This window comes from Providencia heimbachae ATCC 35613, from assembly GCF_001655055.1.
GTDB lineage: Bacteria > Pseudomonadota > Gammaproteobacteria > Enterobacterales > Enterobacteriaceae > Providencia > Providencia heimbachae.
Genome location: NZ_LXEW01000018.1, coordinates 58,622 through 81,649 on the forward strand (window position 1 = coordinate 58,622; position 23,028 = coordinate 81,649).

Annotated in this window: 16 protein-coding genes and 1 riboswitch; of the genes, 3 read left to right on the top strand and 13 right to left on the bottom strand. The window is 39.8% G+C overall.

Annotated elements, in window-relative coordinates; translation table 11 throughout:
- Positions 1–5: 5 nt before the first annotated feature.
- From M998_RS06330 to rppH, 13 genes are all read right to left on the bottom strand, one after another.
- A complete protein-coding gene (locus M998_RS06330) occupies positions 6–575 on the bottom strand; it encodes a hypothetical protein (protein ID WP_068908090.1) in 570 nt (189 codons plus the stop codon).
- 55 nt (positions 576–630) lie between these two features.
- Positions 631–2,493 carry an exodeoxyribonuclease V subunit alpha gene (recD, locus tag M998_RS06335; protein ID WP_197713332.1) on the bottom strand — a complete coding sequence of 621 codons (1,863 nt, stop codon included), beginning with the start codon at positions 2,491–2,493 and terminating at the stop codon, positions 631–633.
- Positions 2,493–6,101 carry an exodeoxyribonuclease V subunit beta gene (gene recB / locus M998_RS06340; protein ID WP_082913002.1) on the bottom strand — a complete coding sequence of 1,203 codons (3,609 nt, stop codon included), beginning with the start codon at positions 6,099–6,101 and terminating at the stop codon, positions 2,493–2,495. The genes recD and recB overlap by 1 nt, the downstream gene beginning before the upstream one ends.
- Positions 6,098–8,995, bottom strand: coding sequence for a pitrilysin (gene ptrA, locus M998_RS06345; RefSeq protein ID WP_068908093.1), 2,898 nt, complete (start codon positions 8,993–8,995; stop codon positions 6,098–6,100). The genes recB and ptrA overlap by 4 nt, the downstream gene beginning before the upstream one ends.
- A gap of 17 nt (positions 8,996–9,012) precedes the next feature.
- On the bottom strand, positions 9,013–12,387 hold the full coding sequence (gene recC / locus M998_RS06350; protein WP_068908095.1) for an exodeoxyribonuclease V subunit gamma: 3,375 nt from the start codon (positions 12,385–12,387) through the stop codon (positions 9,013–9,015).
- Complete coding sequence (locus tag M998_RS06355) at positions 12,365–12,736, bottom strand: type IV pilus modification PilV family protein (RefSeq protein WP_111750964.1); 372 nt, start codon at positions 12,734–12,736, stop codon at positions 12,365–12,367. The genes recC and M998_RS06355 overlap by 23 nt, the downstream gene beginning before the upstream one ends.
- Positions 12,733–13,179 carry a DUF2509 family protein gene (locus tag M998_RS06360; protein ID WP_232007514.1) on the bottom strand — a complete coding sequence of 149 codons (447 nt, stop codon included), beginning with the start codon at positions 13,177–13,179 and terminating at the stop codon, positions 12,733–12,735. Before M998_RS06360 ends, M998_RS06355 begins: the two co-directional genes overlap by 4 nt.
- Positions 13,176–13,793, bottom strand: coding sequence for a prepilin peptidase-dependent protein (locus M998_RS06365; protein ID WP_068441170.1), 618 nt, complete (start codon positions 13,791–13,793; stop codon positions 13,176–13,178). The genes M998_RS06360 and M998_RS06365 overlap by 4 nt, the downstream gene beginning before the upstream one ends.
- Positions 13,787–14,272 (bottom strand): prepilin-type N-terminal cleavage/methylation domain-containing protein, encoded by a 486-nt coding sequence (locus M998_RS06370; protein ID WP_068908119.1) that lies wholly within the window; start codon positions 14,270–14,272, stop codon positions 13,787–13,789. Before M998_RS06370 ends, M998_RS06365 begins: the two co-directional genes overlap by 7 nt.
- A gap of 453 nt (positions 14,273–14,725) precedes the next feature.
- Positions 14,726–15,577, bottom strand: a complete 852-nt coding sequence (locus tag M998_RS06375) for a thymidylate synthase (RefSeq protein WP_068908098.1) — start codon at positions 15,575–15,577, stop codon at positions 14,726–14,728.
- A gap of 64 nt (positions 15,578–15,641) precedes the next feature.
- Positions 15,642–16,547: a prolipoprotein diacylglyceryl transferase gene (gene lgt, locus M998_RS06380; RefSeq protein ID WP_068441161.1), complete on the bottom strand. Its 906-nt coding sequence runs from the start codon at positions 16,545–16,547 to the stop codon at positions 15,642–15,644.
- Between the two features lie 95 nt (positions 16,548–16,642).
- A complete protein-coding gene (gene ptsP, locus M998_RS06385) occupies positions 16,643–18,889 on the bottom strand; it encodes a phosphoenolpyruvate--protein phosphotransferase (RefSeq protein ID WP_068908100.1) in 2,247 nt (748 codons plus the stop codon).
- 4 nt (positions 18,890–18,893) lie between these two features.
- Positions 18,894–19,427, bottom strand: coding sequence for an RNA pyrophosphohydrolase (gene rppH / locus M998_RS06390; RefSeq protein ID WP_068441156.1), 534 nt, complete (start codon positions 19,425–19,427; stop codon positions 18,894–18,896).
- A 114-nt stretch (positions 19,428–19,541) separates the two neighbouring features.
- A riboswitch (TPP riboswitch) is annotated at positions 19,542–19,638 on the top strand.
- 60 nt (positions 19,639–19,698) lie between these two features.
- Between rppH and thiB the strand changes: the two genes are divergently transcribed.
- Genes thiB through thiQ form a run of 3 tightly spaced genes read left to right on the top strand, consistent with a single transcriptional unit; the run spans position 19,699 to position 22,986 of the window.
- Positions 19,699–20,703, top strand: a complete 1,005-nt coding sequence (thiB, locus tag M998_RS06395) for a thiamine ABC transporter substrate binding subunit (RefSeq protein ID WP_068441153.1) — start codon at positions 19,699–19,701, stop codon at positions 20,701–20,703.
- Positions 20,679–22,283 (top strand): thiamine/thiamine pyrophosphate ABC transporter permease ThiP, encoded by a 1,605-nt coding sequence (gene thiP, locus M998_RS06400; RefSeq protein WP_068908101.1) that lies wholly within the window; start codon positions 20,679–20,681, stop codon positions 22,281–22,283. The genes thiB and thiP overlap by 25 nt, the downstream gene beginning before the upstream one ends.
- Positions 22,276–22,986 carry a thiamine ABC transporter ATP-binding protein ThiQ gene (gene thiQ, locus M998_RS06405; RefSeq protein ID WP_068441149.1) on the top strand — a complete coding sequence of 237 codons (711 nt, stop codon included), beginning with the start codon at positions 22,276–22,278 and terminating at the stop codon, positions 22,984–22,986. Before thiP ends, thiQ begins: the two co-directional genes overlap by 8 nt.
- Positions 22,987–23,028: the final 42 nt, after the last annotated feature.

The following is a 23,028-nucleotide window of genomic DNA, read 5'->3' on the forward strand; positions in this document are numbered from 1 at the left end:
ATTTATTATGCTATCTGTATAACTCTGGCTTTTTGGCAAAGAGGTATTGTTTCTAAATGTGGCTTTAGTACCGCTTCCATTTCCGCGAATGAGGAACCATAAAAATAAAATGCAGTTTCTGTTGGTCCATCCCATACACCATGAATACTGCCAATATCTTCAACGGCCTCATCTAAAATATCGAAGACATCGCTAATATCGCCGTTTTCATAAACTTCCTCAGACAGTTCTGTCCCATTGAAGTAAATGGCTAAACCTTCATCATTACCAAAATCTATTTGGGTATCTTCCCCATGAATAAATAAGCGGGACCCCTTCGGCGCTAACATAGAGGAAAAGAGCTGAATAATTAAGCTGATATTTTCATCACTCGCTTCAGTCATCGAAAATTCAATATCACATTCTTCAGCTTCGCCATTATCAGATAATGAAGTTCCTCCTCCCGTCACATGGATATCTTTCCCCATCCCTTTCATCACTTCATCAAAGGCGTCTTCTAAATCAGCGCGACGTTTCGGTTCAAGGCGAGCCTTTAATGTGACTGTCACTACTGTCATTTCTTGCGGGTTATCCATATACTTACCTTCAAATCATAATTATCAAAAAATATAAATTAGCGTATTAATTATATCAGTCCAATAGCTGCAAAGTTAGGCCACTACGTCTTTTTGTCGGCATTTCAATTGCACGGCGCAAAATTTTCGGGCAGCCATAAAGAGATAACTCTTTTTTAGCTCTAGTAATCGCGGTATAGACAAGCTCCCGAGTAATCACAGGAGAATATACCGTTGGTAAAACAAATGCGGTATGAGCAAACTCCGAACCTTGAGATTTATGCACTGTCATCACATAGGCAGTTTCATGCAATGGTAGACGATTTGGTTGTATCCCACGAATTGTCCCATCAGGGAATTGAAAGTAGGCTCTTAAAGCATTTTCTTCATCCGCTAATATAATACCAATATCCCCATTAAATAGTCCTAATGGGCTATCATTACGGCTGATCATAATCGGGCGTCCCGAATAATGTTTGTTCAATTTATTAAATGGACGATGAATTAACCCTTGCCGATGAAGTAATCTCTCTAATTTATCATTGAGCCCAACAACACCATAAGGCCCATCCCTCAATGCAGTTAATACGCGATACTGATTGAATTTACTTAAAATTTCTTCGGGAGTTTTAGCTGATTTAACCGCTAACAAGTAATCTTGGTAGTGCTTTGATGCATCGAGTAGTATTTGACCATAATCATCCTGAGTATCCAGAACATTATTGATCATATGGTTATGGATATCAGTTAAAGGCTCGCTAAGTAATCTCAATGAAAGTTTTGTATTTCCATCATTTACTGCCGTCGCTAATTGACCAATCCCTGATTGAGCGGAGAAACGGTAACTTTTCCTCAATAAACATAGGCTATCTCGAATTCTTGGGCCATTATTCCCAGTAAAATTAGCCAAACTCTGCCCCGTTAATTTAGCGAGCTGTGCTGCCCGTTCTGAGCTGTACCCTAAATTAGCAAATTGACATATGTCACCAAGCACTGCTCCAGCTTCAACAGAAGCAAGCTGATCCTTATCACCAAGAAAAATCAAGCGGGCATCGGTGGGTAGCGCCTCAATTAGTTTGCCCATCATGGGTAAATCAACCATAGAGGCTTCATCTACAATTAAAATATCCAAAACGAGCGGATTATCCCGATGATAACGAAATTGCTGGCTTTCAGGTTGAGCGCCCAACAAGCGATGAAGTGTTTTTGCTTGATTAGGTAACAGCTTACGCTCACTCTCAGTCAAAGGGATCTGCTGCATCGCCATGCTCAATGACTCGGTTAACCTTGCAGCGGCTTTCCCTGTAGGAGCGGCTAATTCAACCCGAAGATGATGCTTAGTTTTACTTTCTAGCTTAATTAATGCCGCCAATATCCGGGCGACTGTGGTCGTTTTACCGGTTCCCGGACCGCCTGAAATAATCGAAACTTTACTTGTTACCGTGACTGCCGCCGCAATTTTCTGCCAATCAATTTCATCACTTTTAGGGAACAATTCATTTAAAATAAACTGAGTATCTTCATCATTTTGATAACTGATCGTCGAATGCGAAAAATAGTTAGCAACACTTTGTTCGTATTGCCACATGCGTTGAAAATATAAATAGTCACCAGAGAGGATCAACGGTGAAATTTCATGTCCAGTGGCCAAGGAAACAGGCTCAGCACTATTAATAACTTGATAAATTGTTTCTTCGTCAGGGTTTCCCATTATCTGCCAAAAACTTACAGCCAGCTCAGGATGTCTCCCTGAAAATAATTTATCGACAGTAATATCCGATAATGCGAGGCAAACATTACCCGACATAGTCTCGGCACTTAATAATGCCGAAACCATTAATAAAATAGGATTATCTTCACCTGCAATGCTATAAGCAAACTGAACATCTAGTGGCGTAAACAATCGAAACTCAATCCCTTGATTAAAAAGTGCTTTCATCATAGCTGCTCCTTAGATTGGGCATCACGAAACAGTTGATCAAATTCCTCAATAAAATTTAGGGCTGGCCGATAAAAAAAGATACCATTTTTAGACTCAGCGCTATCGATACCCCGCAGAAAAAGATAATAGACGCCCCCAAAATGCGTTTCATAATGGTAGTTAGGTATTCTTTGCTTAAGATAACGATGTAAAGCTAATGAATATAATTGATATTGAAGATCGTAACGGTGGTCTATCATCGCCTCAGACATCGCTTTCGGCGTATAACAGGATGCATCCTCACCAAGATAATTAGATTTATAATCAAGTAGATAAAACTTTCCTTTCCAAATGAAAGTTAAATCAATAAATCCTTTTAAGATCCCCTGCACTTTTTCAAAGTTTAAAGGAGGGCACTGGATGGATAAAGGGTCATATTGATGAGTGATTCGGTCAACATCCTTTGCATCTAATAGTGATTCAATTGGCAGATAAAATTGCATTTCATCAAGCATATCTTCTGCTTGTAATACCGATAGACACAGCCCGTCATCCGATAACGGTGCACTCACTATCGATGTGAGCCAATCTTGCAACATCAAAGCCCAACGACTATCAAAACCTGACGATTCTAATTGCTCAATTAGCCACTCTAAAGAAGGTTCCTCAGAGAAATTAATTTCTTCCATCAAACTATGCAAAAAAGTGCCTGGTGATGCGCCTTTAGGAAATTGATGAGGCGTTAAGGCTACTTCATCTGTTTCTTGCTGCTCGACGTCATTACTTACTTCAACATCCATTTTTGGAGCCAATGAATTAGCAAATTGTATCGCAGATATTGCCTGCCCATCATCAATATAGCTTGTGCTATAACTAAGACCGGAATAGCTCGTTACCCGCCAGCGATCATCAAAATGCCGAGTAATGCCCCTCGCTGTAAGTAAATTATGATCATTTTGCGCTATCGATAAACGCTCAAATTCAGGGGTATCAATAATATTTACATTGATGGTTTCATTACTAATTTCAGCTAACATTTTATTTAGTAATGCATTATCACCTGCTTGCCCTTGTTGAAGTAAGTAGCCAAGTGCGGATAAATGTAAGTCAGTCTCACCACTTTTTTTACGATTACCCTTAATCAGCGGGGCAACACCAACACTGCAATGATAAATCGCTCTTGTTAATGCGACATAGAGCAAGCGTAAGTCCTCGGCCAGCCGTTCTTCATCGGCTAAGGCTACATATTCATCTTCATCATTCAAATCTAACCTTGAACCATAATCATCTCTATCATGATAAAGCCCTTTTGATTGTGGTAAAAAGTTACTGGCAAAAGGTAACCACACAATTTTATACTCAAGCCCTTTCGATTTATGAATAGTACTGATTTGCACTAAGTGTCTATCACTTTCAAGACGCATTTGTTGAGCATCTGATTGGTGATCAGGATGGGCAATTTGCTGGGCTAGCCAACGTGTTAGTGTGTGCTCACCTTCAAGTTGTAGTGACATTTCCTGCAACAGCTCACCCATATGCATAATATCCATTAAGCGCCGCTCACCCTCTAATCCTGAGAGTAATGTTTCTGCAATATGTCGCTCAGCCATCAAAATTCGTAGCATAGGTAAAACACCCTGTTTATGCCAAATAGCAGCATAACGAGCAAATTCATCAACTAATTTTTCCCAAGCTTTTTCATTATAATTAAATTCATCAATATCTTTCGCATTTAGCCCTAAAATCCCCGTCGCTAAAGCGCTGCGGAGTATCCGCTCTTTTTCTGGTGTAAGCACTGCCTGCAAAAGCCATAATAAATCTCTAGCTTCTTGGGTTGAAAATACACTTTCCCTATTTGATTGAAACACCGATGGAATATTGAGTTGATTTAATGCATCTCGAATCAATACCGCCTCACGTCGGCTACGAACCAAAACCGTGATGTCAGAGGCGGCTACTGGAATATTTTCATTTTTATTAAGGAAATAGGTATCCCCTTGTAATCCACCTTGTAAATAATGTGCAATTTTCGCGGCACATTGACGAGCAATCGCTTGTTCATACTCCGCAACAGAGACTGCCTCTGCATCTAACTGCCAAAACGTCAGTGCATTAACTTCAACGCCATCATGATATAACTTTTTTTCGATATTATTTGGTGCAAAATTAACTGGCTGAAATGGTATTTGTTCAAAAATAAAAGGGGAATCGCAGTGACTAAATAGACGATTAATGGCTTCAACCATATTTTTAGAAGAGCGATAGTTAGTCTCTAATGTATAGTGAGCACTAACTTGTTTTTTAGCTTCGATATATGTGAAAATATCAGCGCCACGAAAAGCATAAATAGCCTGCTTAGGGTCACCAATAAATAATAGAGCACTATTATCAACGCCTTGGTAAATACGCTGAAAAATACGATATTGCTGTGGATCTGTATCTTGGAACTCATCAATCATTGCAACGGGAAAGCGTTGGCATATTGCATCCGCAAGAAATTTTCCACCTTCTTGTTTTAATGCATTATCTAAACGAGTCAGTAAATCATCAAACCCCATTTCCCCACGGCTATACTTTTCATCAGCAATAGTTTGCCTTACTTGCGTAATCGCTAAAGGAATAACCAAATCTTTGATCGTTAAAGACTGTGCAAGCAATTCTTCTATTTGCCTAAAAACAGCATGCTCAGGTCCTCTTCCTGTTTTTGATTTTTCATGTAATACAGTTTGAGAAAAACGCATTAAATCTTTAGGTAACTGATAATCTTCTGTTCTTTCTTCAGCCCATTCAGTTATTTTAACTAGCCAATTAGGTAAAAAACGAGCGCTATAACTGCGTTTATCAACATCAGAATCAGTAATTATTTTTTCAAAATCCGCGACACTTAATAACCAAGACGATTTTACTGCCTCAATTAAAGAAATAAGCCGATGATGACGTTCTTCTAAAGTTTCTTGCTGCTTTGGTTGGTTGATAATGACTGGAATATCACCCTGTAAAAAAGGCCTAATTTCAGACAAAAGCGCTTCAGGACCATTCCACAGAGACTGAACTACCTTAGTCATTGAATAATCAAGGGGATAAAAATGGCGGCGCCAGAAATCCGCACAAGCTTGTTTCTGAATCGGAAATTCATCTTGGATCATCGTTTGCTCAAATAATATCCCTGACTCAAAGGCATTATGAACAAGCATCCTTTGGCAAAATCCATGAATTGTGTAAATAGCGGCTTCATCCATTTGTCGCTCAGCCGCTAACAACCAATTCGAGGCAAACGTTCTTTGCTCTTGTTCAGGTAACTCTTTAAGCAACTCTAAATATTCAGGCTTAGATTCAAAACCTACACCATTTCTTAAACAAGCTAAGCGCATTTCATGAATACGCTCACGAATACGTCCGCGTAACTCATTAGTTGCAGCTTCGGTAAATGTCACAACTAAAATTTCTTCAACACTGAGCGGTCTAGGGAATGCATTTTCACCCCCTAAACCTAATAAGAGGCGCAGATAAAGGATCCCTATAGTGTAAGTTTTACCTGTACCTGCTGACGCCTCTATTAATCTTTGTCCTTGTAAAGGCAAAGAAAAAGCATTTAGCAATTGGGAACTCATCTGCACTTTATTCACTCAGCATCTTCCTTTATTGGTAGGATTTTTTGTAACTCTGAAGCAATAGGGTAAATAACCCAATCTTTTAATCGGGCATACCCCGTTTTGTCATCAACGTCTTGACCAATTACTTGAGAAGCCAAAGCTAATCCTTGGCGTTCGATTACCGCTTTTTGGTAATATTCAATCACCTGAGCTTGAGTTGCTGTATTTAGCGACGCTAAAACTTTCTCTCGGGTATCAAAGCCAAAAATATTACGTGCGAAATCAGAAGAATAACGCCCCACTTCTTCATAGAATGTCTGAGGTGGTTGATTCATTTCAGTAATAATCGATTGTTTATACTGTTCAAATTCTTGAGCAGGTAGATTTTTCAGCTTATCTAGAGCGGATTGATAGAACGCTTGATAGCGGGTATTGAGGTAATCAGGTGTTTTAGCATTACTTTGCAAAACGAAGCCCATCCCCCACTGGTCACCAATTCCAACCTTAAAAGCAAATACAGCATAACCAAGCTGCTCATTTGTCCTTAATTGGTCATAGAACCAAGGCTGAACAATTTTGGCTAAAATTCCAGATAAAACTGCACCATCAATTCGGCTATATCCTTTCGGTACAAAAATTTCAGCTAAAGCATTGTCTGAACTATTACCTTGTTTATGAAAATCAGCTAAATAGTTTTTATCGATAACGACAATATCACCACGCCACCAGTTACTTCCTTTGCTTTTGAGAAGCTCTCTCACATCTTTTATCGTCTTAATACTTTGTTGTTCAGTTAAATTACCGACAACGAGGGCTTGCAAAGCCGCACTTTCGACAATCATTGAACGATAGTCAGTGATATCTTTCAATGAGATAGTGTCTAGAGCGACTAAACGTTGTTCTTGTTCAAAATACGGTACGCTATTAATACGTTGAAGCGGCTGCATCGATAACTCATAAGCTTTAGCATTGTTCGCAACTTCAATTTGCTCTTTATACCAAGATTTAGCCTGTTCGAGTTCTCTTTGTGTTGGTTCAAAACTTAAGTACAGCTTAGTCATTGATAAAAATAGCTCAGGCAGATGTTGTGTATACCCACTTGCATTAAGCTTTAGACCAACACCTTGAGAAACCGATACTGACATGCCAGCAACAGATGCTTGATATTGCAATTCATCCATTTTTAGTGAGGAAATATATTGCAGTAATGCGCCACTTACTTGAGATTTCGCATTTTTATCACCTTCATTCGTACGTAAATCTAATGTGATACTTGCCTTTGGCTCATCAGCAAAGTATTGACTCGGCATATACAGAACTCGAGTGTTTCCATCTTGATAAATAAACTCTGGATGCTTATATATCTTACTCGTTTTTATTAACGATAAATTATCAGGAATGTAAGGGTTTAAAACCGGTAATTTAAAACTCATTTGTGATTCTAATTGAGCCCAATTAGCAAATTGCTTTGCCGTAATTTTATTGACTTGATAAGGGGCTTCCACGAAATAGGCTTTCTTATTACTAGGCTCTTTCGGACTAATAAACCAAATACGTGCATTTTTTGCCGTAAGTTCTGATAACCGTTGCTTAATAGCTTCAGGATTATATTTATCTGCAATATAATCGGAATCGAGAACATGATTGACGGGTACATCAATCATTTGGTCGGATAACCATTCAATATAGTTCATGTCTCTAACAATGGAGCCATACCTAAATGATAGGTTAAGAACTTTGGCTATTTCATCGAAATAATTTTTGCTAACACCCTCTTTTTTTAACAGTTCAATATAAGAAAATATGGCAGCAACTATTTGATCTTTCTCTTCTAGTCCTTTATCGGTCAAAGTGACATAAATAGAAAATGAACCATAATTACGATCTGCATTTGGTAATGCTGAAGCGCTAATGCCTTCTGCTAACCCTTTTGATATTAGCCAATCGGCTAATGTGCCAGGGCTTCGATTTCCAATTAAATAGCCAATATATTCGTCACTTTTGCTACGAAAATCAGCCATATTGTTTTTAATACTAAATTCAATTTGAATCGCTTTTTGAGGCTGCGCAGGAACATAATGGATTAAAACACCTTGTTCCTTTTCTGTCACTGCGGGGATGTTAATAGCCGGTACACTGGCATTAAAATTAGGAATTCGGCCAAAAGTATCTTGTGCAATTTTAGCTAATGAATCAATCGACTGATCACCATACAAAACACCATTCATTAAATTAGCCGAATAATAACGCTTATAGAAACTGACTAGCTCATCTTGTAGTTTACTGTTTGGTTTATCTTTTAACGTCTCTAAGTTACCACCAGAGAAACGGGAGTTAGGGTGCGCAGGATTTAATGTTTCTGATCGCACTTGCCATATCCGCATGCCGTCACGGGAACGTGCCATTGTTAGCTCGGCATTAACCGCATTACGCTCTCTATCTGCATTAACAGGGTCTAAAAGAGGTTCAGCTAACGCATCGGCAAGCCTATCGGTTGCCGCTTGTAGCGCGCCATTTTCAACTTCAAAATAGTAAGCAGTACGGTGCGGTGCCGTACTTGCATTATGGCTTCCACCATGCTTTTGCAAAAATTCTGAAAAGCTGCTTGGTTCAGGGTATTTTTTCGAGCCCATTAAAACCATGTGTTCTAAGTAATGCGCTAACCCTAGTTGGCTATCTGGATTTTCTATGCTTCCCACCGGTAATGATACCGCTGCCAATGACTTTGTTGCTTTTGGATCTGAAACCAATAAAACAGTCATATCGTTATGCAGTTTTATTGCTTTGTATTCTCTAGGGTCACTTTCACTCTTACTTATCGTATCCGGAAGAACCTGCCAAAGAGGTTGTGCAGCAATCGCATTCCCCCCAAGAAACAGTAACGATAATAAAAAAAAGTGAGCGATATTTTTGGATAAACGTAGCATCCTGTAATGCTCTCCCTCTATTTGGAGTATTCTGCCATTGGCAGTAAGAAGCGCCGAGTATTACCCAGCAGCGAGTTAATCATTGTACTATTAATATTTCTACAAGCTCTCAACACATAGTCATCTTCCATGTCACCTCGTTTCATTTGGCTTCCTTGAAGACTTTGCACCAGTGCAGATAACGCTTTTTGTTGTACTTCCTTTGAGACGAAATCGTACTGTTTAGTTTTTTTATCAAAGCAAGCTGCAATCCAGTTCCAACCACTTTGATTTAATAGAATAAGAGGAGAGTTTTGGCCTTCACAATAACCCAAGACTAAATCTTCTAGATAACGCAACGCTTCATTTTGTGCGATAGGTGAAAATTGCCAAATACTGTTATCACGTCCCAAAGCAACACTTTCACCATTGCCAATTAGCCAATTAAACAGAAGGTGCTCTACCCATAACTGCACACCATCATTAGCCGTTAGATAAGCAGGTCGATAACGTAGCATTCCTTTCTCATGAATATCTTTTAGTAGCCCCGTTATTTTTATACCGTTAATTTCACAATCAATGGCGTAATTAAATTGAGGCGCACGATATTCTTTTACTTTTTCAGCTAAAGGAGTGACTTCATTAAGCTGTTGCTCCCAAAACAATTGACCAAACTGCTTCGCAGGTAAATGACCCGACGCTTTTAGTGCCTGAAAAAATTGGGATGGATTTTCATCTTTAACAAGTAACCCTAAAACTTTGTCATTAATTTTATACCGTTGTAACCGACCAAGGATGAAAGGTTCATCCTCAGGTAATTCCGTCTCTTCAATGGAAAAGTGGACTTTAAGTCGCTGTTGAAAAAAAGCTCTAATCGGATGTCGATAAAAGCGAAGTAATTGCTCAAGGGATATTTCAGTAATAGGTTCTCGAACATCAAGTTGTGAACAAAACGGTTTGTCCTCTTGGCTTGTTGTTTTTGCAGCTGGTAGCCATTCTTTAGCAAAACTTTGATAAGGTGCATCAGGAATAAAATTTTCTGTAGCAAAAGGGACTCTGCTATGCTGAATAACCAAATGTTGTTTTAAGTGATCTGCACTTTCATCAATATTAAGCTGGCTATCTCCCGCTAAGCAAAAGCTTTGGCCGACATAATCTAATAGTTCAGTCACAAGAACAGATGGATTGCACGGCTGATTATCTCTAATTGATAACCCAACATAGCTGATATATAACTGTTTAGTCGCCGAATTGAGCGCTTCCAAAAATAAATAGCGATCATCATCACGGCGTTTCCTATCCCCTCGAACTGGTTTTTCAGCCATTAAATCAAAACCTAATGGAGGAATACTTCTAGGATATGCGCCATCATTCATACCTAACAAACAAACAACTTTAAAAGGAACTGAACGCATTGGCATCAACGTACAAAAATTCACTGAACCGGCAAGAAAACGCTGGCTAATCTTCTCATCATCAAAGCAAATCGAAAGTTCATCGCGAATTAAACGTAACGGAACTGTTTCTTGATAACCAGAAACAAGTGCATTTTCGATAATTTTATGCCACTGTTCTGTCACCAATGCCAACACCAGCTCAGTATCACCATCAACCATAAAGAAACTATCAACCAGTTGCTGGCAAACCTCTTTCCATTCCTCCAATGTACGCTCTTGTTCCAGAAAACTACGCCATTCTCTTAATGTATTAACTAATAACGCTAATTTTCCAGCCAGCTGCGCAGCTAAGCCGCTACATTCATCATAAGGCAAAATACCTTTCCAAGGACCTTTTCTACTGTCCATCGCATAACCCAATAACATGCGACTTAAACCGAATTGCCACGTATTTTGCCCTATCACTGGCAAAGCCAGAGAACGGACATTATCATCATCTAAGCCCCAACGAATACCTGATTCATTGACCCAACGCCTGAGTAAACTTAATTCACTTTCATCAATGTCAAAATGTGCAGAAAAAGCAGATACTTCAAGTAAGGTAAGAACTTGTTCTGTAGAAAAGCGACTCTGCGGCAGATCCAGCAGCATGATAAACGCCTGCAAAATGGGATGTGCTTGCAAAGCTTTTCTATCTGAAATCGAAAATGGGATATAACGGGAAGATGCTGTATTACCAAATACTGCCTGAATATAAGGCGCATAGCTGTCGATATCAGCCACCATAACAATAACATCTCGTGGTGTTAAAGTTGGGTCTTGCTCAAATAAAGCCAGCAACCGGTCTTGCAATACCTCAACTTCCCGTTGAGCGCTATGGCATGAATGAAAAGTTATCGAATCGTCGTTATTATCTATAATTCGCTTATTTTTACTACTTTCGTAACCTTCTATCGTTTTACCTAACTGAGCATGGTCTTCAAGGTCTAAAATATCTTGCTGTAAATTCTCTAGCAAACTAGAGCGATTTGTATCAACAAAGGCAGATATTTCATTTGCAGCTTCTATTTGCGAAATAAAATAAAGATTATCACGACCCAGTTTTCCCCATGAGGCTAATAAAGGGTTAACAACGTCTTGCTCGCCATCTTCATTAAATAAATGTATGGCATGGTCTTCGGCTTTAAACCGCGAAAGTTCGTATTTATCAATATAATGTCGTAATTTTCGTTGCTGTAATCTCGCTAAAAATAAGGAATTTTGGATATCCCCCCAATAATAACGACATGGATTAGTAAACATCAGATGAATATCTGTATGCTCCGCTATCGCATTTAGCGCCTGTAAATACATCGGAGGTAGAGAGGCAATACCACAAATAAAGATACGCTTTGGTAGCGATTGACCCAGAGAAGGTGTAGCGGATAATTTTTCGATAAAGCTTTGATAAAGATTTGCACGGTGCCAGGGTGATTGCTCTAATTTGCTAGTGTACTCTACAAGGCATTGCCATAATCGTTTTTGCCATAGCTGATTTAAACTTAGCCCATCAACAAGCTCATTTTTTTGCCACTTCTCAACCCAATCAGGGCGATAGACCAAATATTGGTCAAATAAGTCAGCAACTCTACCAGCAAGCTGATGTAACTTCCGTTTATCAGTATCCTTTTGGAGATAAAGTCTTAGTGGCTCGAACTCTTCTTCATCAATTACAGTAGGCAAAATAGTCATTAATTTCCACGTCATTGCCTGTTTGGTATAAGCACTTTCTTTTGGTATATCAGGTAAAACACGACGAAACATGTCCCAAATAAAAGTCGCAGGCAAAGGATAATTAATATTTGCTGCAATCCCAAAATGTTTAGCAAGCTCAATTTGTAACCACTGAGACATCCCTGGACTTTGCACCAAGATAATTTCTTGCTCAAAAGGATGAGACAATGGTTCGCTTTCCATTAAATGTGCAATGAGATCTTTTAAAAGATCTAATTGATTAGAATGATAAACCTGAAACATGACTCTCTCCTATTGCACAAAACCAGCGGCTTAGTGATAACGGTGGCCTTTTTCCTGATAATAAGGAAATAGCTGATTCAGTGCAGTGCTGCGTTTGCGATGATTGAATTTCTTTCCACTGCCAATCAGGATGGCTTATCTCTGAATCTACAGAAGTTATTTCCATAGAGGAAGCTTTTCTCTCTAATGAACTTTGTAGCGCTCTTATCGCTGTTGACTCTTGATATATCTGATTAAAATTCAAGGTGATATACTGAGTATAGTTTAACAGAGCTATCAGTAAGATAGCAAAAACAACCACAGCAGCCATTGACTCGATTAATGCGAACCCTTGTTGCCGCATCTTCATAAGCAAAACCCTTTTTTTTCAACCGGGCAATAATCTAGCCAACTTTGCGTGCGTGCTTGAATTTTCTGAGTACCTGCCACTAATTTCACCCATCGATAAACATTGATTTGTTCACCTTGTTTAAAATTACTTTTGCCGGATAATATAAAAATAGAGCCTGAGTAATGCTTTAAGCAGCTATGCCAAAGTAGGGTAGGTACTTGTTTACATTCCCATGAAGCTTTCCTACTTCTATCTCCTTTCCATAACTGCCCTAGTCCCCACGCAAGCGCTGATTCAGCTTGGTTAAATACTTCCACGTACTTTATTTCACGGAGAAGTTCATCTCTGGCCCGCTCTTGATAATAATGTATAGCCTTCAATAACAGTAATCCCATTGTCATCAATACAACAACCATAATTAAAGCGACGTTTCCCTTTTGATAACCTATTTTTTTCATCATAAATTCCTCAAGAATATAGAGGTTTTATAATTGAAAATTTTATCGGGTAATGATTTTGTTTCTACGCTAAGGGTCATTTCAAGTAAACTATTGGCTTGATACCAATTAAAATATAATTGATGGACTTTCACGAGTTTCGCATCAAATAGTGATTGCCAACGAGAACCATTACAGTTGGTCACATTACGATTAGATTCTAATTTATTTGCATTTAATCGATATCCAAAAAAATCAGTATCAATCTTTTTTGTATTTTTATTTATCCAATCGCCTGATAAATCTTGATCATAAGCAAAAATAATACATGAATTAGTCTGTGAGCTTGATTGTGTGTTAATTTTGATAGCATCCCCCTGACATGAGGAACTACCACAGTACCCTATTCGTCTGAAATCTTTTTCCATATTAATAAGCACCATCCGAACTTCTCTATCTAGCTGATATTGAAAATAAACCTGATATGTTTGTTTCAATAATGGTGGGATTGCTGTCATCGCAGCAATACAAACTACACTGCTAATTGCCATTGCGAACAAAGTTTCGACTAAAGAAAAACCATATTCAAAATGATACGCCCCTATAAAGCAGGATTTTTTAGAGTAACGATTTAACATCGGGGGATCCCTGCGAATAATTGAGAACTGCAACCTCTAATTCGCCCTACCGCTGACATAACAATTGTAATTTGTTCATTTTTATTTGTCAGACTAATACTAAAAGCACGGCTTGTACCTTGCTTGCCATATAAATCAACAGATGTCCGCGTTACTTTATTAATTTCTATTCCCTTAAACATTTCCGCTGTTAGTTTGTTTCTCTCTCTTTGAGTTACAGCATCTTTAACCACTAAACTCCAATTACCTCGTCCTTGATTAATTGATAGAATACGATGCTGATTGAGATAAATCCCTTCCATTAAATTACTATAAATAAACTCAGAGACTTGCCTTGCAGTATCAATTAAATGATGTCGCTGCAATTGTTGCTGCCAGCTATATAACCCAGGAAGAATAACTAACGAGCATAGGAATAAAACAACTAAAATCTCAATTAATGTAAATCCCTTTTGACTGTTATTAATTGCAATTTTCATTATTTCCCCCTCCTTTTTCTTAATTTTACTTTCCTTAATGACAATCGAATCTTGACAAACAAAAACAAAACTACCAGTCATCACATACTGATTTACGTAGCGCTTCCCAACAAATTAAATAGATTTCACAAAATAAAAATATTTTTGGGAACGGCCTCGCAAAATAAAATGTGAGCAAAAAATAACGATATAAAAATTCGTGGTAAAAAGGCGATGATATTGAAATGAAGGGGATATTTATTTTTAACGTTTATTTTTAGAGCGTGATTTTAAAACTAAACGTTAATCAGCTTACGAATAAATATTTTAGTAATAATAAAATATTAGCTTAAGAGGGCGAATGCCTGATTAGTCACCATATAGAGAAGAAAAAATAGAAAAAGGCCAACGTGCTCATGTTTAACTGATAACACCTTGGCCTTTAAAAAAGACAATTAACTAAGAGGCAATTAACTAAACTGTAAATGGGTATTTAATCGCTTCGTAGCATTGATACCCTTCCAAGGTGAAATCTTCTGTAGTCACCCAAGTTTCAAGGTCCTCTAACGTTTTAATTGCAGGATTAATGGTCAATGAGGGCAATGGAAGTGGTTCACGTTTTAGTTGAACATCACGCATTAACGGTAGTTGGTTTTCATAAATATGTGCATTAACTATTTTATGATATGCCTTACCTGCCTTATGCCCAGTAATACGAGCCATAAGAGCCAACAATACAAAACATTGAACCTGATTAAAATTTAAGCCAAGCGGGACATCACAGCTGCGTTGATAAGAGGTTAGATATAACGTATCGCCTAATAATGAAAAAGTATGAGTATGCATGCATGGGCGCAAGCAACCCATTTCAAATTCACCCGGGTTATAGAAAGTGATTATTTCTGCGCGGTCATCAATACCTTGCTTGAGGTTATTGACCACTTTTTTCAATTGGTCAAGGTGTGAGCCATCAGGACGTTGCCATGAGCGGCCTTGTACACCATAGACGCGCCCCATGTCGTCTTCGCCTTTACGCAGCGGGTTACTTAGCCATGCTTGGTTTTCATTAGCATTTGCATTCCAAGTATTACAACCGATCTCACGAAATTGGGCTGCATTATCGTAACCACGTAAATAGCCAAGTAATTCAGCAATTGCAGCTTTATAAAAGCTTTTACGGGTCGTAATAAGTGGAAATTGATTATTGCCAACATCATATTCAAGATCTGCGTTGATAACCGTCAAACAGCGTACGCCAGTACGCTTGTTCTCAACCCATTGACCTTCATCGATAATACGTTGGCATAATTCTAAGTATGGCTTCATAGTCGCTCTCTTACTCACAGGCTAATGCTGAATCAACAACACTAGCCCTATTATATTTATTAATTTATTTACTTTTAGCAGCTTTGCTTTCAGGTTCAGGTTTATGTGCTGGAATATTTTTACCGTATTTATATGCCCATACAATCATCAAGATACCAATAATAATCATCGGAATAGACAGTATTTGCCCCATGCTAATTCCACCAAATAAACCTAACTGAGCATCGGGTTGTCTGAAGAATTCAACAATGATACGGAACGCGCCATAACCAATCAGGAACAAGCCTGAAACACTTCCCATTGGGCGTGGCTTACGCACAAATAAATTAAGAATAAGGAACAGCACTATCCCTTCTAACGCCATTTCATAAAGCTGTGATGGGTGTCTTGGTAGAACACCATATTGCTCTAATATCGGCATCAATGATGGGTCTTGAATGGCAAGTTGAATATCTTCACTTCGGGAATGAGGGAATAAAAACGCCCAAGGCGTATCGAGGGTAACACGGCCCCAAAGTTCCCCATTGATAAAGTTACCTATACGCCCCATACCAAGACCAAAAGGTATTAAAGGAGCAACAAAATCAGCAACCTGTAAGAATCGACGACGAGTACGATGAGCAAACCACATCATGGCACAAATAACACCAATCAACCCACCATGGAATGACATACCGCCATCCCAAACCTTAAAGAGGTATAGAGGATCATCAAGGAATACAGGTAAATTATAGAAGAATACGTAGCCTAGCCGCCCACCAACAAACACCCCGACAAAGCCTATATAAAGTAAATTTTCGACCTCATTTTTTGTCCATCCACTATTTGGCTTGGATGCACGGCGGCCAGCTAACCAGAGGGCAAAAACAAAACCAACTAAGTACATAAAACCGTACCAGTGAAGAGCCACAGGTCCAATAGAGAACATTATTGGATCAATTTCTGGAAATGCTAAGTAGCTAATGCTCATCGTTCCCCACTTTAAATTGTTAAGCAAAAATCATAGCGCATCATAACACAGCACTATCACACATCTACCCTAGATAATTAACATAGAAAAACAAATTAAATCCCACCGCGAACGAACCCACCAAGCCCGTTTTTTTCCATAAATTCACCCACAACACGCCTAACGCCATTGCTCGTTTCAGCGGCGAGTAATTCAGGAACAAGGTCAGCAGTAAGATTTGGATCGAGTTGTCTAATTAAATATTTCATACGGGGAACACTTCGCCCACTCATACTTAACGAGCGATATCCCAGCGCGATTAACACCATTGCACTCACTGGTTGCCCAGCCATTTCCCCACAAACACTTATGGGTAAGTCTAAACGGCGGCACTCTTCATTAACCCTTGCGAGAAAACGAATGACAGAGGGATGAAGATTATCATATAGCGTAGCGACATGTGTGTTGTTACGGTCAACGGCAAGTAAATATTGTGTAAAATCATTCGTGCCTATCGATATGAAATCAATTCGTTTTTTCAATTCAGGTAACAAGAAGAGGAGTGATGGCACTTCAAGCATGACACCGATTTCAGGCATCCTAATAGGCTGTTTTAATAGTTGGCTAACCTCATCTTTTGCCCGATTTATCAGCTTAATTGCGTCATCAACCTCATCAATACTGGTGATCATGGGTAATAAAATTCTCAAATTACCTAAAGGCTGATCGGCTCGAAACATCGCTCTGAGCTGGATAAGAAAAATCTCTGGTTGATCGAGCATAATACGAATGCCTCGCCAGCCTAAACTTGGATTTTCTTCATTAATCGGCATATAAGGTAATTGTTTATCTGCCCCAATATCGAGGGTTCTGAGTACAACCGGTTTTGTCGAAAATAGCTGAAGCACTTCTCGATATAACTGTTTCTGCTCATCTTCAGAAGGGAAACCATTGTGCAACATAAACGGAAGCTCTGTGCGATACAAACCAACACCATCAACCCCAACATTAATTTGTTGCTCGTAACGCGGGCTTAGCCCTGCATTAAGATAGATATTGACTGATTCGCCATTTTTTAAAACCGCATCTTGCTCTAGCGCACCTTCGGCTAACTCGCTTAAAACATTCTCTTCTTCAATAATTTGTTGATATTCTTGTGCAATAAAACTTTCAGGCTCAATAAAGACTTCACCACGATAGCCATCAAGGATCAAAAGCCGGTTATGTAATAAAGATGGCTCGATATCTGCCCCCATAATCGCGGGGATCCCCATTGCACGAATAAGGATCGCAGAATGAGAATGCGTTGCACCGTCACGAACAATTACGCCGGCTAGCTGCTCTAAAGGTAATTCAGCAAGCACACTCGCACTAAGTTCATCTGCAACTAAAATAAAACGATCCGGCCATTGGCTTGTTGGTGCAAGCGAATCATCCAAATGAAACAGCAAACGCTGCCCCAAAGCTTTAAGATCTGCCCCTCGTTCTCTTAGATAGAGATCTCGTAACCGAGAAAACTGTTCAACATAGTTTTCAATAACCGTTTTAACCGCCCATTCCGCCACATTTCCTTGCTCAATAGATGAAAATAAATGTTTTTTGAGCTGAGGGTCATTGAGTAGATGGCTGTAAAGATCGAAAATAGCCGCGCTTTCTTTTGATGAGTTAGCCATAAAGCGTTTACTAATACGCCGACACTCCGATGCCGCATTTTCTAAAGCCGCGACCAAACGCTGCTTTTCTTCATCGCCATCGAGGGCACTGGCTTGGCGGATACTATCAAAAGAAGGTTGAGAACTGTCCTGCCAACCATAAGCCATTGAGATACCTTGCGATACCGCGATTGCTTTTAGGCGACTTTGCCTATATTGACCAAAAACGCCTTTGGCTTGGGCTTGTGATAAAATCACTGCAAGCTGCATCGATAAAGTCACCAGAAACGACTCTTCTGTTTCATTAAATAGCCGCTTTTCTCGTTGCTGTACCACTAAAACACCTAATAATTGGCGTCGATAAACCACAGGCACACCAAGGAAAGCCTTGAGCTGTTCTTCTTTTAATTGCGGGAGGTATTTAAATTGAGGATGTTCGCGGATGTCCGCTAAATTGAGCATTTCAGATTGGCGCCCAACTGCGCCAACGACACCTTCATCAAACCCAAGGCGAATGGCAATCCCGCTAGGTTTCTTCAACCCGCGGGTTGCCATTAAGTAATAGCACTGACGAGGATGGTCTGCTAAATAAATCGAACACACATCAGTTCGCATCGCATTGCAGGTTTCATTCACTAAAACTTCAAGTGCTTCTGTCAAACTCGTCGCCATTGCAACTTTTTCGACAATTTCACGTAAACGCGTCAACATAGGCTTACTTAACTCCGCGCCTACGGTTATTAAACACAGGTCGTTGTGGTAATTTGTGTTCCTGCAAAGGCATAACAACTGGAGCGAACTCTTTCATTACGCGGCGATAAACTTCCCGCTTAAAAGAAACCACCTGCCTAACAGGATACCAATAACTGACCCATCGCCAGCCATCAAATTCTGGCGATTTACTGCGCTGCACGTTTATATCGGCTTCATTACATTGAAGTTGAAGTAAAAACCAACGTTGTTTCTGCCCAATACAAACAGGTTTTGTATCCCAACGCACCAAACGCTTGGGTAATTTGTAACGTAACCAGTTACGGGTAGATGCCAATAACCTGACATCCTTACGCTGTAGCCCGACTTCTTCGTACAATTCACGATACATCGCCTGCTCAGGTGATTCCCCTGGATTTATTCCTCCTTGAGGGAACTGCCATGAGTGCTGACCATAACGGCGAGCCCATAAAACCTGCCCTTGCCGATTACAAATTACAATTCCTACATTCGGGCGGTAGCCATCATCATCGATCACTAGACTACCTCAATAACCAAATTTGAAAGATACCCCAATTGTTTCACACATACCCTAACTGGTAAACCTATATCAATACAGTTTGCAGATATGTCTGAAGTCACTACAATGGTATCCGTCTCAACGGGGTGCCTAAATAAATTGGCTGAGAAATAACCCGTAGAACCTGATCCGGTTAATACCGGCGTAGGGATTTGAGCTACCGCCTGCAAGCCATTGCCTCGGTACCCTCTCAAATCCTGTGTATTTTTATTTTTGGCGCAGGAAATATATGTTTAAAAATAAATTATTTACTTCTCTTATTGCTCTGAGTGCGCTGAGTTTTGCGAGCTTTTCATCGGCGGAAAAGCCCACTTTAACCGTTTATACTTATGATTCATTTGCCGCCGAATGGGGACCTGGCCCCCAAATCAAAAAAAGCTTTGAGGAACAGTGTAATTGCGAGTTGAAATTGGTCTCACTGGGTGATGGTGTTTCTTTGCTCAACCGATTAAGAATGGAAGGTAAAAAAAGCAAAGCTGACGTCATTCTAGGTTTAGATAATAATTTAATTGATTCCGCTGAGAAAACAGGTTTATTTGCGACTGCGGATATCAAAACTGATGCCCTCAAACTCCCTATTAAGTGGAATAACTCCATTTTTATTCCTTATGATTACGGTTATTTTGCCTTCATCTACGACACCAATAAAATCAAACAGCCCCCAAAAAGCATGAATGAATTACTAACCAGCGAAAATAATTGGAAAATTATTTATCAAGATCCCCGTACCAGCACGCCCGGGTTAGGTTTAATGCTATGGATTGAAAAATTATATGGTGATAAATCTGCCGATGCATGGAAAGCGATGGCGAGTAAAACGCTAACAGTCACCAAAGGTTGGAGCGAAGCTTACGGGCTATTTTTAAAAGGTGAAGGGGATTTTGTTCTCAGTTATACCTCATCACCGGGCTATCAAATCTTGAATGATAATAAAGATAATTATGCCGCAGCTTTATTTGATGAAGGGCATTATATGCAGGTTGAAGTTGCTGCAAGATTAAAAAATAGCCCAGAACCTGAATTAGCAAAACAATTCTTACAGTTTATGTTAACCCCTGATTTTCAAAATACGTTAGCAACCACAAACTGGATGTATCCGGTTATCGATATTCCGCTACCCGAGGTTTATAAGGTACTACCATTGCCTAAAAAATCACTGCAATTTAGCGCACAAGAAGTTGCCAAAGAACGTCAATCATGGACTCGTTTATGGCAAAGTGCCGTCAGTCGTTAATTAACGCTACACTATTACCGGGGGCTCTCGCTTCTGGTTTATTAATCACAGTAGCCTTATTAGCGTTTGGCTCGCTGTGGTTTTTTTCGCCTGAGATTTCAGTGAATGAAATAATCAGTGACAGCTATTTATGGCATGTCATTGGATTTACTTTTTGGCAGGCATTTTTATCCGCACTATTTTCAGTGCTACCTGCTATTTTATTGGCAAGAGCCTTGTACCGACGGCGATTTTTTGGTCGAACTCTATTTCTTCGTCTTTGTGCGATGACATTGGTGCTACCTGTTTTAGTCGCCGTTTTTGGTATTTTATCCATCTATGGCCAAACGGGTTGGCTGGCAAAATTATGCCAGCTACTTGGCTTCGAATATCATTTTTCCCCCTATGGACTAAAAGGTATTCTACTCGCCCACATTTTTTTCAATATACCACTAGCAACGCGCATGCTGTTGCAATCACTCGAAAATATTGCCATCGAACAACGCCAAAGCGCAGCACAATTGGGTTTCAATGAATGGCAACAATTTACTATTCTTGAATGGCCTTATTTGCGCAGACAAATTCTCCCTACCGCAGCACTGATATTTATGTTGTGCTTTGCCAGCTTTGCTACCGTATTAGCGCTTGGCGGCGGGCCCGCAGCAACCACAATTGAACTCGCCATTTATCAGGCTTTAAGTTATGACTTTGACCCAGGCCGCGCTACCCTACTCGCTTTAATCCAACTCACTTTTTGTGTTGGTTTGATGTTTATTTGCCAAAAAATTAATAACTTATTTTCGATTGGATTTAGCCACCAAACTCAATGGCGCGATCCCGCAGATAATCTTTTTCGTCGTATCCGTGATGTGGTTTTAATTATCGTAGCCATACTGCTATTAATTCCCCCCCTAATTGCCGTTGTTATGGATGGTTTGAATGGGGAACTAATACGTGTTTTACAGCAGTCCGCTTTGTGGCAAGCCACAGCGACCTCGTTATTTATTGCACTGTGTGCGGGAGTTCTGTGCGTTTTACTCACGCTCATGCTGCTATGGAGTAGCCGTGAGCTTCGTCTACGTCGCGCAATTCGTTTTGGACAAGCGATGGAGCTTAGTGGACTGATCATTTTAGCCATGCCCGGTATTGTTCTCGCGACGGGCTTCTTCATCTTTTTCAATGAGACTATCGGGATCCCTGAATCCCCCTATGCTCTCGTGATCATGACCAACGCCTTGCTCGCAATTCCTTATGCATTGAAAGTATTAGAAAATCCGATGAGAGATATTGCTCAGCGCTATAATCCCCTATGCCAATCACTATCAATTAGCGGATTTAATCGCTTTAAGATCATAGAACTAAAAGCATTAAGAAAACCAATAGCACAAGCTCTCGCATTTGCCTGTGTTATTTCTATTGGCGATTTTGGTGTCGTTGCATTATTTGGCAATGAAGATTTTCGCACGCTACCTTATTATCTTTATCAGCAAATTGGCGCTTACCGGACTAATGATGGCGCAGTAACCGCGATGCTATTATTATTGCTCTGTTTCTTTTTATTTAGCCTGCTCGAACGTATATCTGGGAAACATGATGATTAAACTGACTCAACTAAGTTATCAGTACGATAACCTGAATATGTTTTTTGATTTTGCGATTGAGGCAGGGGAACGTGTCGCCGTTATGGGTCCTAGTGGTGCGGGAAAAAGTACGTTACTTAGTTTGATTAGCGGCTTCCAGTTTCCACTCAATGGCACAACCCAATTAAATGGAACAAACCATACTTTTAGCCCACCCGCAAAACGGCCTGTTTCCATGTTGTTTCAAGAAAATAACCTATTTGCTCATTTAACCGTTAGGCAAAATATAGGATTAGGCCTACAACCCAGCCTGCGCTTAAAAAAAGAACAAATGGCACAAGTTGAGCTGATAGCCCAGCAAGTTAGCCTTACTGATCTCCTCGAAAGGTTACCTTCCCAACTGTCAGGTGGGCAACGTCAGCGTGCTGCACTGGCTCGATGCCTAATTCGCAATCAACCCATTTTATTGCTAGACGAACCTTTCTCTGCCCTAGACCCAGCGCTACGCAATGAAATGCTACAGTTATTAAATGATATCTGTAAAACAAAGCAAATCACGCTATTGATGGTTTCACATAATATCGAAGATGCTCTGCAAATTGCGCCTCGAACTTTAGTGATCGCTGACGGGCTAATCGCCTATGATGGCAGCACGTTACAGCTATTAGAAGGCCAAAATTCGGCCTCTAAGTTACTCGGGATTTCAGTTTCCGCTCACAAATAATACTGTATAAATCCACATTACTCGCGTATATTTATGGGTAAA

Coding starts and splice junctions, on each gene's coding strand:
- thiP (WP_068908101.1), top strand. CDS start 20,679: ATGGCAAAGTGCCGTCAGTCGTTAATTAACGCTACACTATTACCGGGG.
- M998_RS06360 (WP_232007514.1), bottom strand. CDS start 13,179: ATGATGAAAAAAATAGGTTATCAAAAGGGAAACGTCGCTTTAATTATG.
- M998_RS06355 (WP_111750964.1), bottom strand. CDS start 12,736: ATGAAGATGCGGCAACAAGGGTTCGCATTAATCGAGTCAATGGCTGCT.
- recD (WP_197713332.1), bottom strand. CDS start 2,493: ATGAAAGCACTTTTTAATCAAGGGATTGAGTTTCGATTGTTTACGCCA.
- thiB (WP_068441153.1), top strand. CDS start 19,699: ATGTTTAAAAATAAATTATTTACTTCTCTTATTGCTCTGAGTGCGCTG.
- lgt (WP_068441161.1), bottom strand. CDS start 16,547: ATGAGCATTAGCTACTTAGCATTTCCAGAAATTGATCCAATAATGTTC.
- M998_RS06370 (WP_068908119.1), bottom strand. CDS start 14,272: ATGAAAATTGCAATTAATAACAGTCAAAAGGGATTTACATTAATTGAG.
- M998_RS06365 (WP_068441170.1), bottom strand. CDS start 13,793: ATGTTAAATCGTTACTCTAAAAAATCCTGCTTTATAGGGGCGTATCAT.
- recC (WP_068908095.1), bottom strand. CDS start 12,387: ATGTTTCAGGTTTATCATTCTAATCAATTAGATCTTTTAAAAGATCTC.
- ptsP (WP_068908100.1), bottom strand. CDS start 18,889: ATGTTGACGCGTTTACGTGAAATTGTCGAAAAAGTTGCAATGGCGACG.
- thiQ (WP_068441149.1), top strand. CDS start 22,276: ATGATTAAACTGACTCAACTAAGTTATCAGTACGATAACCTGAATATG.
- M998_RS06330 (WP_068908090.1), bottom strand. CDS start 575: ATGGATAACCCGCAAGAAATGACAGTAGTGACAGTCACATTAAAGGCT.
- ptrA (WP_068908093.1), bottom strand. CDS start 8,995: ATGCTACGTTTATCCAAAAATATCGCTCACTTTTTTTTATTATCGTTA.
- M998_RS06375 (WP_068908098.1), bottom strand. CDS start 15,577: ATGAAGCCATACTTAGAATTATGCCAACGTATTATCGATGAAGGTCAA.